Below are 13,827 nucleotides of genomic sequence, written 5' to 3' on the forward strand. Positions count from 1 at the left end.
TATCACCCGACCACTTTTACTGATATAAAGGAGAATTACGATGGCCCATCCTTCTCTAGCTTCACTGCTTACTACCGTCAACCAAGTCATTGTCGGAAAAGAAAAACAAATTCGTTTGCTAGTCACCGCCCTTTTGGCACGTGGCCATGTCCTTCTTGAGGATTTACCCGGCATGGGGAAAACGGTGCTCGCCAAAACATTGGCGCAGGCAATCGGTGGCAGCTACAATCGCCTGCAATTCACTGCTGACCTTTTGCCCTCCGATGTGGTGGGGCTGCATGTTTTCAATCAGCGAACAAGCGAATTTGAGCTGCGCAAAGGTCCCGTTTTTGCGGATGTTCTGCTCGCAGATGAAATCAATCGGGCTACCCCTCGAACCCAATCTGGACTTTTGGAGTGCATGGAGGAGCGTCAAGTAACGATCGAAGGCATCACCTTGCCATTGCCCTCTACGCTGCTTGTGATTGCCACCCAAAACCCGATTGAGTCAGAAGGGACATACCCTCTGCCAGAAGCGCAGTTAGACCGTTTCTTATTCAAGCTGTCACTCGGCTATGGTTCACGCGCGGATTCCAAGGAAATCTTGAAGCGCTTCCGCAGCGAGTCTCCTCTGGAGCAGGTACAGCCAGTCATCACAGTGGAACAAATCGCTGCCCTGCAAAAGGAAGTCGCGGCGGTTCACGTCAGTCAGGCCGTAGAGGATTATGTGATTGATCTTACAGAAGCTACACGCACGCATCGCTCTGTTGAGATCGGAATCAGCCCACGCGCTATGCTCGCATTGTTGCGCTCGGCACAGGCGTTTGCTTTTTTGGCTGGTCGCTCTTATGTTTTGCCAGACGACGTCAAAGAGGTGTTTCCGAGTCTCACCACTCACCGCATTCGACTCTCGATCGAGGCTGAGCTGCATGTAACCGAGCAGGAAGTAGTCGAGCAAATTTTGACAAGTGTGCCTGCTCCGGTGGAAGAAAGCGTGTAACGAAATGAACACGAAGCAAACCTTTCATGTCATCGGCTTTCTCTTGCTGCTCTTTGCCCTGTTTTCCGGCAGCTGGTTTCTCTGGCTGTTTGGCGGCTTCTTCTTTTTCATGCCTGCACTGCAAGGCTGGTGGCTCTCGTCTATGTCGAGGTGGGTAAAGCTGGAATGGTCCTCTGATCAATACCGGGTCATGCCGGGAACAGAAGTCCATGTGACCGTACGCCTTCATAACCATTCGTGGTTGCCGCTGCCCGCTACCTGGATTCGCTTTTCGCTGCCTGAGCATGTTTCCGTAGAAGGGGCAGATGAGGTAAAGGTCAGTAATCAGCGGACAGTCGTTCGGCTTCGCTTTGATCTTCCCATGCGCCAGAGTGCGTCCCGGACACTCACGCTCGTCCCGCATAAACGCGGCACTGTTTGGCTCACGGAGGCGACTTCCGAGTCCCTGTCATTGTTCGGAGAGGAACGCAGCGATCTGACTATGCCACTTTCTTTTTCCTTGCTGGTCTATCCGCTGCCGCTGCCACTCCCCCCATTTGCACTAAGCGAAACAGAGCCGGATGGAGGCAGACTCTCTCGTCAAAGGCAGCTGGAGGATGTCACCTTTCAGCGCGGAGTACGGTCTTATATGCCGGGGGACCGCATGAAACACATTCACTGGAGTGCAACTGCCAAGACAGGCTCACTTCAGACGCGACTATTCGAGCACACCGCCCAGCCGAACTGGAGAATCGTAGGACATATCCTCCCTTCCTATGAGCCGATGCTGCAGCGCCACAACGATACAGTCAATGAACGTACCATTTCTTGTCTGGCGGCCCTCTCTGTGCTGTGCCGGAAAAAATCGTTTGGCTACGAGCTGTTCCTCACAGTAAGGCAACGGGGACGCGAGCATTACCATTTGCCGGCAGGCAGTGGCAAGAGCCATCATTTGCACGTGATGACACAGCTCGCTCAGATGCACCACTATGTCACCACCCCGCTCGCTCACCTGCTGCGCCGTCTCGAAGATAGCCCAGCAAAAGAAGCGATCCTGCTCGTCACACCAAGACTCGACGATGAGATTTACTCCTCCATCGAGCGATTGCTTCATCGCGGACACAATGTTGCTGTACTTGATGTATCTGAGGAGCAGGCGGTACTGCGCCGTTTTGAAGCGAAGAGACGATTTGAGAAAAGGAGAGTGATTGCGCGATGACGCTCTCCATAATAAGCCGCTGGACACTTGCCTTTTGGCTGGAAGCCTTGTTGATCGGCAGCAGCTTGATGATGCTTGGCTGGATGTCTGCTGGACTTTTGCCAATGCTCACTTTTTGTGTGGTCGCTTTGCTATTGCTCGTAGCTGGAAGCTGGCTCTACCATGGTGGTGGACGCAGTCTGCTTATTCATCTTTTGCTCTATCCTACTGTCGCCGGAGTCGGGCTGTTCAGTTTTTACATGTTTGGCTCCTGGCTAGTCGCTTTACTGTTGGCAGGAATCTTTTATTGGCGAATCCATACCGTTTCCGCTGACGGTATCGGGCACGCCAGCTTGCAGCGACGATTTGTCCTGGCACTAATGATTTGCTTGATGCAGCTAGTCGTAGCTGGACTGTATGGTTCCGTTGCCCATCCTGATACCTTTGACCCTGGCGCTTATTATTCGATGCTGGCTCTTATTCTCGGCAGCTATCTTCTCGTAGTCATGGGTGCTTACGTTATGCGTGTGGATTCATTACCCGTGCGCTTGCCTGCCAGGATAAAATTGATCCTCGGCGCTCAGGTGCTGGGCTCCCGCCTTCTTTTGACAGGCCTTTATCTACTCGTCGGCTCTGCTCTGCTTGGTTTGTTGCAGCTGCTGTGGTCATGGCTTAAAGGTCCCATTGGGTCAGCGCTGTATTTTCTATTTGAACCTGTGCTCCAAAAACTGACGGAATGGATTGAGGGCTTGTCTGAAAAAATGGGCAAGGACCAACGTGTGAATAATTTGCTAAACAATCCAGGACAAGCCGAAGAGATGCCTCACGAACAGGTGGCAACGGGTGAGCCTCTGTTTTCCTTGTTGGAGCCTTACTTGATCGGTACAGTCATACTCGTTTTTCTGATTGTTCTGGGCAGATACATGTGGAAAAGGCGCTATCAGGCAAGACAAGTCCGTGAACAGGAAACCACCGAAGCTTCTCCTACAGTCTATACCGCGGTCGCCAACACCCCCGAGGAGGCGAATGCTTCATGGGATGTCTCCAAGTGGTTTAATAAACCGGTAGGTCCAGCCGAGGAGCCTGCTCGCTATGCGTACTTTCAGTTTTTGCAGGAAATGGCGAAGCAAGGCTTCACGATTCATCGCCATGAGACCAGTCAGGAGTTTTTGCGTCGGATTCAGAAGCATCCTTTGCCGAATCCAACCCGGGTAGAGCTGGCAGCCCGGATTACCGGCTATTACGAACAGTATCGCTACCAGGAGCAATCGCTTCATGACGCTGATCTGGAAGCCATGCAGGAAGCTGTGCAAGCACTTCGTTCCATTTCGCCGCCACAAACCGAGACATAGCTTGATTGTTACACAACCGCGAGCTTTTTGAAGCAGCGGTTGTTTTTCTTTCCTTGACATCCGGCACAGCTTCCGGCATAATCTCTTCACTTTTGCCTACTCTAAAAATGAATTTACTAAATGGTTAATCGAAGAAATCACATGGTAAAAGAAAGGAGGAACTCATTATGCAGGATTTGCCGCTCTGGCTAAAAAAGCACCTTTCGATCGCGTATGTGCCTGGTCATGAATTTTTTCTCAGCCTGCATGTGATCGAAAGTCCTGAGCACCATGTTACGCGTCTCGGCTGGGCGCAGGAAACACTGGCTGCGTTACCCCGTCCACTCACGGAAAAGCTGCATTACTTCTCTGCCATGTCCTCCAAATTTCTTGACATCATGGACGTTCTGGTGCCTTGGGAAGAGATGTACCAGCACTCTGTTGAAGCAGGACTGGAGCGCATCCAAGCCCTGGACGCCAGTGAGTTTGCCGAAGCGATGATCGGGCCTGTCTATCATCCGAAGCAGATCAAGCAGTGGCTGGAGGGACGAACCGATGATGTGTTTGAACAGCTCAAGCCAGAGCATCGGGAGCTTTTGCGCCATCCGTTGGCAACCAAACGCAGCTTTCTGGAGTTTTGCTACGACTATCTCCCTTACTTCCAGGCTGAGGAGCGTCGCATCGAGCCGTGGCTTGTCCGCGCGGCACATGAAGCACAAGAGATGATTGCCGCTGATCCGATCCGCTTTTTATCCCAGGTGCACCCGCGCATGCACGTACATGAAGACGCCATTCATTTTCACAAGGCAAAAACGTATTCCTTTGCCTATCAGCAGCTCGCACATATTCATCTGCGTGTATCTACTTACGTTGCGCCCCATCTCTTACTGGGCATTTATGGCGATCAAATTAGTGTGGGCTTCCCCGTCGATGTCCCAGGGACGGCAGTCAAGTCAGCCATTCCCGCTGATTTTATTACGAAGATGAAAGTTTTCGGTGATCCTACCCGAACAGCCATCCTCAAGTCGCTGCTTGACCATCCTTACTGCACACAGCAGCTGGCAGATCTGCACGGGATTAGCGAGCCTGCTGTGAATAAGCATCTGAAGCTTCTGGTTGATGCCGGATTTGTCTGGAGCGAACGGCGAGGACGTTATGTGTTTTATCGCGGGATCACGTCACGCCTCGAACAGCTGGCAGTCGATTTGCACGAATTTATTGATATGCCTGCGCCAGGACTGACTCTATCCGATTGGAGGAAATAACGTGCTACAAGTTGCCAAGGCCACCTTTATCCGCAATACGCTGGTGATGCTGCGCGCCTATCCATGGTCTTTTGTCATCGGTCATATTTTATCGGGCGTATACACGGTGCTCTTTGCCTTTTTTGCCTATCACTATGTATTCGCCGGACAACTGGATGATCGTTTCATTTTGCTATCCGGTTCGTCCGACTATCTCTCGTACGCCATTTTAGGCGGGGCGTTCTATGCCTTTGCGGTATCGACTCTGATGAATGTCAGTCGTTCGCTAATCACTGAGCTTCGCGAAGGGACATTAGAGGCGCTCCTCCTCACTCCCTCCCCTCGCCGGGGGTACTTTTTGGGCAATGTCTGCCAACAGGTGATGCGCACTGTGTTTGAATTTTCGGTGATTCTTGTTGTCGGTGCCCTATTTGGCCTCACGCTTGCCAATACGAACGTTTGGAGTGCCGCTCTGGTCTGGATTTTGTCTACGATCGCCTTTTTCTGTCAGGCTCTGGTACTGGGCAGCCTGATGCTTCGTTTTCGCGATACGTATATTACGCAAAATACGTTGTTTGTCATCATGGCATTCGTTTCGGGCGTGACCTTTCCCATTCCCTATCTTCCGGAATGGCTACAGCCGCTGGGGCAGATCATGCCGCTAGCACCTGCCCTCGATGCTTTCCGTCAGTGTGTGATCCAGGGCAAACCGCTGATCGCTGTTTCCCCGCAGTTGTTTCATATGGCTGGGCTTTCCCTCGTCTATCTATGGATCGGGACATGGAGTATGCGGCGAATGGAAAAACGCATAGTAGAATCTATCTTTGGCTAAAAGGAGGCCAACATCATGCTCATCGTTGAAAATGTAAGAAAGGTTTATCGGGTAAAGGAGAAAAGCGGATGGCTTATGCGGAAATGGACGGAGGTGGAGGCCGTTTCTGATCTTTCCTTTCGCATGGAGCCAGGAAAAATCATCGGGCTGCTCGGTATAAACGGGGCGGGGAAAACGACGACGATCAAGATGTGCTCCACTCTGCTGACCCCAACGAGCGGCTCGATCACAGTGGATGGCTATGACGCAGTACGAGACGATCGGTTCGTCAAATCAAAAGTAAACATGATCGCCGGTGGTGAACGAATGCTGTACTGGCGCCTGACCGGGCGGGAAAATTTGCAGTATTTTGGCAGTCTATACGGGCTCAGTGGCGAGGGCTTGAAGCACCGGATCGATGCCCTGCTTTTGCAGGTTGGACTCATGGATGCAGCTGATACACCTGTCGAGCGTTATTCCAAAGGCATGAAGCAACGCCTGCAAATCGCACGTGGTTTGATTAATGACCCGCGCTATTTGTTCCTCGATGAACCTACACTGGGACTGGATGCCCCAATTGCCCGGCAATTGCGCAAGCATGTAAAAGAGCTGGCATCGGAGCAAGGAAAGGCAATCCTTTTGACCAGTCACTATATACATGAGGTCGAGGAGCTGTGTGACGAGGTGTACATCATTAACAAAGGGAAGCTGGTCGCCCACGATACCCCTGCGAATCTAACCCAATCGCTCAACCTGGAAACGACCCTGCATGTGGTCATTCCTGCACTCTCGGATTCGCTGGATCACGATCTGCGCCAGTTGGCCATGCGTTATGGCGGACACCGCCTAATAACCGAAACCGACGACAAGACATGGGAGGTCACACTCCGCGGCGAAAATGACATGACAACGCCACTCTTGTCCCTGTTGGCAGCACACCACTCTCCTGTACTGCGCTTGCACACCCAGCAGCCATCACTTGAAGACGTCATCCTGCATATGGCAGATCGGAGGGGAGCATGAGACAGCTATCAAGCTATCTATGGGCGGAAATTCAAAAAGAACATCGCCACTCCTTTCACAGCAAAATGATTTACTTCAGCTTGTTAGTGTGGCCAGTCATCATGTTTGTGACTGCCTACTATTCCTTTGCCCCCTTTCGTATGGGGCCTGATTCTCCGCTTGCCCGGTTCGTTGCCGCCGATCAGCTGCCGCTTTTTTTGCTGACTGGCTATCTCGGCTATATCTTTTACTGGTGCCTGGTACAATCCGCATGGCAAATGAGCTTTGAGCGGCAGGCCGGAACGATGGAAATGATTTTTATCAGCCCGGTCAACCGACTCGCCTTTTTATACGGGCGCTCGCTCTCCTCGCTCGTCGAAGGTGTCTGGCTTTTCTTTTGCTTTGTCCTGCTGGCTCTACTCTTCGTCGGCGGCATTCATCCGAGCGGCTGGTGGGCACCGATCCTCGCCTTTCTCATCCTGCTCGTATCGGCTGTCGTCTGGGGTGGCTTTCTCTCGGTTCTGTTCCTGTTTTCCCGTGACGCGAGCTTTCTGTATACGGTGCTGGATGAGCCGATGCTGATTTTTTCCGGGGTTCGCCTCCCCCCAATGGCTTTTCCGCTTTGGGCAAAGGTCATTTCCTTTTGCTTTCCTCTGACGTACGCACTTCAGCTTGTCCGTGGTCTGTTGATGGAGGGGGAAACACTGCTTGCGCTTGCACCCAAGGTCGGGCTCTTAGCGGCGGTATTGCTGCTGCTTGTCATTGCTACGATTATTTTGTTAAGGCACGCCGAAAAGCATATGAAGGAAACCGGAAACATGGTGATGTATTAATAGGGGTATGAGTAGACAGGAGGCGGGAAACATGGAGTCGCGTATTCGAATCGGACAGGAGCTGCAAAAGCTGTTTCGCATGGAGGAATGGAGCACCGACCCGGCCTTTTCCCGCTTCATCCCCATAGTATACGATCCGATCGGTTTTGACTGGCGGTCTTTTTTCACAGATGAGTTTGTTCAGCGGTTTAATGGCTTCATGCTAGAGGGACGTGAAGCCGTCCGTACAGTTTTCCTTGCCGTTTTTCCTTCTGATGATGTGCTAGAGCGTTTTATTTCTCAAGCACAGCCTGGTGATCTGTTATTTATGCACCATCCCTTGTTAATGGAGTGCGGCGATCCTCGGGGAGACTGGGGCAAAGGCTTTGTCCCGATTCGCTCGAAGTGGCTGGAAGCCATGAAGGAAAAGGAGCTCTCCGTCTTCACCAGCCATCTGCCCATGGACACCAGCATCCCCATCGGTACGGGTGGCGCAATCATCGAAGCACTCGGTGCCAAAATCATCCGTCCCTTTGTCCCTTATGGCAATGGGTATGTCGGGCATATATGCAGGATCGATGAGACAAGCACCGAGACGCTACTCAAACAAGTAACTGAGCTTTTTGACATTCCTTATGCTGATTTTGAAGGAAAACGCCACGACCTCTTACATACGATTGCGATTGTGCCAGGATGTGGTGATGTTGTGGCCGATATGCAAGAAGCCGAATTATTGGGGGCCCAGGCATACATCACAGGCGAAATTCATTGTCATATCGATAATCCATATGGCAAACAACGATACGCGCAAATGATGGACTATGTGCCAAGCACTTCTCTTTCCTTGATCGGCGTCTCTCATTCCGCTTCGGAGTATTTGGTGATGAAAACGCAGATGAAGCTGTGGTTTGAAAGGAACTTTCCTGCTGTCAACGTCAGACTTCTGCCGCAGGAAAAATGGTGGCTGTAATAACCTGAAAATAATTACGTATGGGCAGGCTTGTACGCCACTCCTAGCTCGCGTAATTTGGCAATAATCGATTGCTCTACCATTTGGTCCACGAAAATCCTTTCCTTTGCCCATGGCAGCAGCGGCTCATAGCCTCCAATCAACACAGAATAATGCGCCTGCTCAAACAGCGGCAAATCATTCATGTCATTCCCAAAGCAGATAAACGGCTCATCGCCAAGCCCAAACTCGCGCAAGGCCGCCATTTTATTTACACCTTTAGACGTAAGATCGAGAATCCCTTCTGCTGAGTGATAATGCATCGTGACATCGAGCTGCTTCATTCTTGCAGCCAGATCGTCAAACCGCTCGCTCGACAATATAAGGATTTTCAAGACGTGATTCAATTGATCGAAGTCGACGCGGCTTGCTGATTGCTGCATATCAATATTTTGCATAAAGGGATGCGCAATGTCACAGTTATGGGCGTAGTCCCACTTATCATCGATCAAAAATTGCGCGCGGTGATCATCCAGTATACTGATGATTTCATTCGCTAGCCGATGAGGGATAGGAGCATGGTGCTGGAGGCTTCCTTGGTAATAGGTCATAGCTCCATTTGCCCCGATAAGAAGATGATTCCGGAATCTCTCATCCAGAACTGGCAGCATATCGCGGCACGGTCTCGCTGAGGCAAACCCTATCGTATGCCCCGCTTGCTCAAGCTCCAGCAAGCAATCAAGTATGCGGGTTGAGATCGGTTGACCTTTGAAGCAAATCGTCCCATCCAAATCAAAAATAAAATTCATCTGTCCTTCCACCTTTTCTCTGTCGGATTCCTGTCCATCGTAACGGAACCGGCACCATTCCATGAAGGGACAGATTTTACAAGATGATTGGGACAGACAAGACGCGCATTACCCAAACCAGGCTTCTGCCAACAGCCTGATGCCATCACGAATATCCTGCTGACCGAGTGCGCCATACCCCAATAAAACCGTCGGATATTCCGTGTAGCTTTTTCGCATCTGCTGTAAATACTTATGCCAATATCCATCGGACAAATACGCAGACAGTGTCAGTTGGTCCAGTCGGGAAACGGGTTGGTCGTATTCAGACACTCGCTGGTGAAAAGAGGAGAGCAGCTCATACGGCAGGACTGTATAGCTCACGTTTGCGAGAGGCAGCAGCGCTTTGGACAGCCTCCCGATATAGATGACCTTTTGCGCAGACATGCTCTGGATGGAAGGAATGTAGCTCTCCTGATATTTGAACTCCCATTCGTAGTCATCCTCCATGATGTACTCTTGGGCATTGACCCATTCGACTAATTGCCTTCTTTTCTCCAGAGACATCGTCATTTTGTGGATAAATTGCTGGGATGGGCTGACGTACATCGCATTTGCCCCGCTTTTTAACAGCTCCTCGATGGAAACACCGTCCGTATCGAGCGAGATGCCTTGTACGCGGTAGCCGCCATGCAAAAATGTATTTCTCGCTCCATCATAGCCCGGATTTTCTACCCCGATAAAATGACGATCTCGATCCAAAATTTGCGTGATAAGTGAAACAAGCTGCTGTGGGGTAGCTCCGATGATGATCTGCTCCGGAGTAGAGATGACTCCCCGTGCCTCGTGCAGTAGTTTCGAAAGCTCTTTTCGCAAAACGTACTCGCCTTGGGGCAGCCCCTCCACCATATAATTGTGCTGATGCTGGGCGATCACTTTGTTCCGCAGCTTATTCCATTGGTGAAAAGGAAACGTCCCGAGCTCAATATTACCGTAACGAAAATCATACCGAATCACAGGCTGCTGCGGTTCCGTAGAACTGGTTGTGAGAAGAGTAGCAGGCGATTCAACCAAGTACACCACCTGATACCCTTTCTTTGGAATGCTTTTGACAAAGCCCTCTGATACCAGAAGCTGATACGCGACTTCAACCGTATTTTTGCTTACCTGAAGCGACTCGGCGCAGCTTCGGATCGAAGGGAGGAACTCCTCGTAAGACAAATGATTACAGAGGATTGCGTCTTTCAAAAAGTTATAAATTTGGCTAAATAGAGGTTCTTGGTCAGTAAAACGAATGGTAGACAGCTCTTTCAATGAACTGGGACCACCTTCCAGTCAAAGATTTTGTCTTAGTCTACCACAGAACCTGTTTGGCCTGTATGACCGCTCATTCCTACTTTTTTGTCCTTTCCCTGTCTCGTGTAAAAAAACAATAATAATCCTGCATGCACAAGAGCCAGAACAAAGTAAATATTGCTGAAAATGACGCCATTTGCATAGGAATTGACTGGATTCCAGGTAGTTTGCGAGCCAATATCAATGACTTTGCTGTAAATCGCCGAAGCAATCCCCATGGATATGAAATTCATCATTGAGAAAATCCCCATGCCTACTCCCGCCTGCTCTTTGGACAGTGTTCTCGATATGGAATTCGCCATTGTAATCTGCATAAAGGACTGACCGACATTTCCCAAAATCAGAAAGAGTGCAATTCCGATTACCGATATGCCGGTAAAGGAGGAAAGCAAGCCAAAGCAGGTCAACAGCAAAATGGAGGCAACATAGAACAAATAGGCGTTCCCTTTCACATCAGCCAGTTTTCCGCCCATTCTACTAAGAAAGGCAGAGGCGAGTGCGGCTGGAACCATGACAAAGCCAATCCAGTTTGTCGATATTCCTTGCACTTGAGCCAGAAACAAGGGGCTTAAATAGTAGAGCGAGACCCCCATTCCATTTATGAGAAAAGCCATGACAATACCGCCTATATACGACCGGTTAGTAAAAACAATCGGTGTCACGAATGGCTCAGAAGCTATACGAATCCGGGCAATGAATAGCGCCAGTGCAACCAAGCTGCCCAACACAAACCACCAAGAAGTGTTCGTCACTCCAAAAAGCAGCGAAGCTACGCTAATCGCGAGTAAACCGCCTCCCAGCCAGTCAAAAGCTCCACGAGAGAGCTGCTGCTCATCCTCCAAATATTTTCGGTATAACGGAACCGTGATGAGAATCAGAAGAGGTACGGCAAATAACCAGCGCCAATGGGCAAAGCTGACGATCAAGGCGGCTACGACCGGACCGAGTGCACCACCAATTGCCAGACCAACTGCCGTCATTCCCAACACAGAGCCTCTGCTCTCTGGCGGGAAGTAGCGTACTGGGATGAGCATCGCTGTCGCCGGAATAGCCGCCGCACCTACCGCCTGCAAGCATCTACCTGCGAGCGCCATCCAAAACGTTTGGGAGACAAGCCCGAGAAGTGACCCGACTGCAAACACCAGAAGTCCAAAGGTCAGAATATTTTTCAGCTTATAGCTGTCAGCGAGCTTTCCATAGGTCACTGTCCCAATCGCGTAGATCAAACCATATGCCGTGGACAACCAGCTCACCTGAGAAATGGTCAGGTCATACTCCTTGCTAATTTCAGGAAGAACGATGTTGAACATCAGGGCGCTCATCGAAGAGATGGTCAACGTAAGCATCAAAATCCGAACCAATACCTGTTTGTTTTGCTGCGATTGCTCCATTTGCATTCTCACTCCACCTTTCTGTTGTATCAAACATTTTTCCGGCGATGACTGTCAGTGCTGACTGACATTGTGTTTGTAAAAAAACTAGGGGGTTAAAGCCCTAGTAAAAATCTCAACACTTTCAACAATAAATGTCTCCAGCGATACGTTTAAAAAGCTGCCTTCGTCATCCAAATTGTTCAAGAAGGCACCAAAATGCATCATCATAAAAGATGCTGCTTGCGTCTCTGGATTGGTGCGAACCATTTTCCCTTTTGCAGACATCTCTGTGAAGTAATCCGTTAAGCCCGTCAAAAGCTGGCGCGGATGCTTTTGCGTACGCTCACGAAATCCGGGCAAATGGCCCGCTTCTTTGATGCTGATCCAAATCATTTTTCGATTCCGGTTCATCATTTCATGGTAAACATGACTGATCAAAAGCAGGTCTTCACGCAGCTCCCATACAAGCTTCTCTGCAAAAAGCTTTGTCATCTCATCCCCGTAATGAAAACGATCAAATGCACTTTCGAGCAGATTGCGTTTGCTGCCAAAATGGCGAAACAGCGTCTTCTCGCTCAGGCCCGCTGCTGTAGCAATCTCTAGCGTAGTGACGCCATTATATCCTCTTTCAGCGATGAGATCGATCGCTGCTATCATCAGTCTTTCACTGCTGCCGAGACAATTGTCGTTCATACTTCCCTCATCCTCAAAACGATTGTCAGTACTGACTGACATTCATTGTATTCCGCCTTCCATAAAGTGTCAAGGATGAATAAACCACGCATGAGGAAGGTAGAAAAAAGAGGCACTCGCCCAGTCATTTGCAGACTACGCCAGTACCCCTCTCCTATAGGCTTTTTGCTCGTTTAAAATGCCCGTGAATATTGCTTTGGCGGCTCTAGCTCATCTGCAGAAAGCGTCTTGATCGCATGGAGTGCCCAATATGGATCACGCAGCATGCCTCGGCCAACGGCGACAAGATCTGTATCTCCATTTCCGAGTGATGCTTCTGCCAGATTCGGATCATCGAGATTTCCGACTGCAATGACCGGAACGCCCAATGCCTGCTTGATTGCGCGAGCCAACGGTACTTGGTAGCCAGGATGAACTCCCGGACGTCCACCCGAACCGATCGGACCCTCTCCTCCACTGGACAGATGGAAAATGTCAACGCCGGCTTCCTTGTATCGACGGCACAGCTCTGTACTGTATTCCAGACCATAGCCACCATCTACATATTCAAGCGCCGAAACACGCATGATCAGCGGCATGTCTGCCGGAATCACTTTTTTGATCGCCTGGATGACTTCTACTCCAAACAAAGCTTTGTCCTGACCGTACTCATCATCCCGTTGGTTCGTGAGCGGAGAGTGGAACTGATGGATCAAGTAACCGTGGGCGCCGTGAACCTCAATCGTATCTACGCCTGCTTCAACCGCACGTCTTGCAGACTCAGCAAACTTGACGACCATTTGCTTGACTTCTTCGGTTGTCAAAGCACGCGGCGTTTTGTAACGGGACCCCGGAAAAGCGATCGCAGATGAAGATACGGGAACCTCAGCATCTTCTGCTTTTCGTCCAGCATGAGCAATCTGAATCCCGATTTTCGCACCGTACTTATGTACTTCGGAGATGATACGAGCATAGGCAGGAATTTGTTCGTCCGACCACAAGCCCAAATCACCATTGGAAATACGTCCATCCGGCTCGACATCCGTCATCTCCATGATAATCAGTCCGGTTCCCCCCACAGCGCGAGAAACATAATGAACAAAATGCCAGTCAGTAGGCGTCCCATCGTGTGCCTCTACCGAGTATTGGCACATCGGCGGCATGACGATACGATTTTTCAACGTAAGTCCTTTGAATTGAAACGGGGTAGCCAACAAAGCCATTTGCTCCACTCCTTACTTTTTTTCACTATCATCCCAAAAGTTAGCTCGTTCTGCAATGCCTAGCTGCACTTTCCAGCTTATTCGTAAATACCGCTGTACCATGAGCAAAG

13 protein-coding genes are annotated in these 13,827 nt (G+C 50.2%); 8 read left to right on the top strand and 5 right to left on the bottom strand.

Translation table 11 applies throughout. The features are described 5' to 3' along the window. The first annotated feature begins 40 nt into the window (after window positions 1–40). The 8 genes from C3B52_RS19580 to C3B52_RS19615 all read left to right on the top strand — a co-directional run bounded on the left by C3B52_RS19580 (window position 41) and on the right by C3B52_RS19615 (window position 8,326). Window positions 41–979: an AAA family ATPase gene (locus tag C3B52_RS19580; protein WP_103108090.1), complete on the top strand. Its 939-nt coding sequence runs from the start codon at window positions 41–43 to the stop codon at window positions 977–979. 4 nt (window positions 980–983) lie between these two features. Next, complete coding sequence (locus tag C3B52_RS19585; protein WP_103108091.1) at window positions 984–2,177, top strand: DUF58 domain-containing protein; 1,194 nt, start codon at window positions 984–986, stop codon at window positions 2,175–2,177. After that, window positions 2,174–3,508 (top strand): DUF4129 domain-containing protein, encoded by a 1,335-nt coding sequence (locus tag C3B52_RS19590; protein ID WP_103108092.1) that lies wholly within the window; start codon window positions 2,174–2,176, stop codon window positions 3,506–3,508. The genes C3B52_RS19585 and C3B52_RS19590 overlap by 4 nt, the downstream gene beginning before the upstream one ends. A 167-nt stretch (window positions 3,509–3,675) precedes the next feature. Beyond that, window positions 3,676–4,752 (top strand): ArsR/SmtB family transcription factor, encoded by a 1,077-nt coding sequence (locus tag C3B52_RS19595; protein WP_103108093.1) that lies wholly within the window; start codon window positions 3,676–3,678, stop codon window positions 4,750–4,752. A 1-nt stretch (window position 4,753) separates the two neighbouring features. Then, a complete protein-coding gene (locus tag C3B52_RS19600; RefSeq protein ID WP_103108094.1) occupies window positions 4,754–5,563 on the top strand; it encodes an ABC transporter permease in 810 nt (269 codons plus the stop codon). Window positions 5,564–5,578: 15 nt separating this feature from the next. Continuing rightward, a complete protein-coding gene (locus tag C3B52_RS19605; RefSeq protein ID WP_103108095.1) occupies window positions 5,579–6,565 on the top strand; it encodes an ABC transporter ATP-binding protein in 987 nt (328 codons plus the stop codon). Then, window positions 6,562–7,377, top strand: a complete 816-nt coding sequence (locus C3B52_RS19610) for an ABC transporter permease (protein WP_103108096.1) — start codon at window positions 6,562–6,564, stop codon at window positions 7,375–7,377. Before C3B52_RS19605 ends, C3B52_RS19610 begins: the two co-directional genes overlap by 4 nt. A gap of 31 nt (window positions 7,378–7,408) precedes the next feature. Beyond that, a complete protein-coding gene (locus C3B52_RS19615; protein ID WP_103108097.1) occupies window positions 7,409–8,326 on the top strand; it encodes a Nif3-like dinuclear metal center hexameric protein in 918 nt (305 codons plus the stop codon). 14 nt (window positions 8,327–8,340) lie between these two features. Here C3B52_RS19615 and C3B52_RS19620 read toward each other — a convergent pair whose 3' ends face one another. From C3B52_RS19620 to C3B52_RS19640, 5 genes are all read right to left on the bottom strand, one after another. After that, window positions 8,341–9,114: an HAD-IIB family hydrolase gene (locus C3B52_RS19620; protein WP_103108098.1), complete on the bottom strand. Its 774-nt coding sequence runs from the start codon at window positions 9,112–9,114 to the stop codon at window positions 8,341–8,343. Window positions 9,115–9,222: 108 nt separating this feature from the next. After that, complete coding sequence (gene pdxR / locus C3B52_RS19625) at window positions 9,223–10,407, bottom strand: MocR-like pyridoxine biosynthesis transcription factor PdxR (RefSeq protein WP_103108099.1); 1,185 nt, start codon at window positions 10,405–10,407, stop codon at window positions 9,223–9,225. Window positions 10,408–10,442: 35 nt separating this feature from the next. Continuing rightward, entirely contained in the window at window positions 10,443–11,846 is a 1,404-nt protein-coding gene (locus C3B52_RS19630; RefSeq protein ID WP_103108100.1) for an MFS transporter, read from the bottom strand. 81 nt (window positions 11,847–11,927) lie between these two features. Beyond that, window positions 11,928–12,515, bottom strand: a complete 588-nt coding sequence (locus tag C3B52_RS19635; protein ID WP_103108101.1) for a TetR/AcrR family transcriptional regulator — start codon at window positions 12,513–12,515, stop codon at window positions 11,928–11,930. A gap of 173 nt (window positions 12,516–12,688) precedes the next feature. Next, entirely contained in the window at window positions 12,689–13,717 is a 1,029-nt protein-coding gene (locus tag C3B52_RS19640) for an NADH:flavin oxidoreductase/NADH oxidase (protein WP_103108102.1), read from the bottom strand. Window positions 13,718–13,827 lie beyond the last annotated feature (110 nt).

The organism is Brevibacillus reuszeri (assembly GCF_002897295.1).
GTDB lineage: Bacteria > Bacillota > Bacilli > Brevibacillales > Brevibacillaceae > Brevibacillus > Brevibacillus reuszeri_A.

Excerpts from the sequence above, each read along its gene's own strand:
- C3B52_RS19580 (WP_103108090.1), top strand. The coding sequence starts at position 41 with ATGGCCCATCCTTCTCTAGCTTCACTGCTTACTACCGTCAACCAAGTC.
- C3B52_RS19585 (WP_103108091.1), top strand. The coding sequence starts at position 984 with ATGAACACGAAGCAAACCTTTCATGTCATCGGCTTTCTCTTGCTGCTC.
- C3B52_RS19590 (WP_103108092.1), top strand. The coding sequence starts at position 2,174 with ATGACGCTCTCCATAATAAGCCGCTGGACACTTGCCTTTTGGCTGGAA.
- C3B52_RS19595 (WP_103108093.1), top strand. The coding sequence starts at position 3,676 with ATGCAGGATTTGCCGCTCTGGCTAAAAAAGCACCTTTCGATCGCGTAT.
- C3B52_RS19605 (WP_103108095.1), top strand. The coding sequence starts at position 5,579 with ATGCTCATCGTTGAAAATGTAAGAAAGGTTTATCGGGTAAAGGAGAAA.
- C3B52_RS19610 (WP_103108096.1), top strand. The coding sequence starts at position 6,562 with ATGAGACAGCTATCAAGCTATCTATGGGCGGAAATTCAAAAAGAACAT.
- C3B52_RS19615 (WP_103108097.1), top strand. The coding sequence starts at position 7,409 with ATGGAGTCGCGTATTCGAATCGGACAGGAGCTGCAAAAGCTGTTTCGC.
- C3B52_RS19620 (WP_103108098.1), bottom strand. The coding sequence starts at position 9,114 with ATGAATTTTATTTTTGATTTGGATGGGACGATTTGCTTCAAAGGTCAA.
- C3B52_RS19630 (WP_103108100.1), bottom strand. The coding sequence starts at position 11,846 with ATGCAAATGGAGCAATCGCAGCAAAACAAACAGGTATTGGTTCGGATT.
- C3B52_RS19635 (WP_103108101.1), bottom strand. The coding sequence starts at position 12,515 with ATGAACGACAATTGTCTCGGCAGCAGTGAAAGACTGATGATAGCAGCG.
- C3B52_RS19640 (WP_103108102.1), bottom strand. The coding sequence starts at position 13,717 with ATGGCTTTGTTGGCTACCCCGTTTCAATTCAAAGGACTTACGTTGAAA.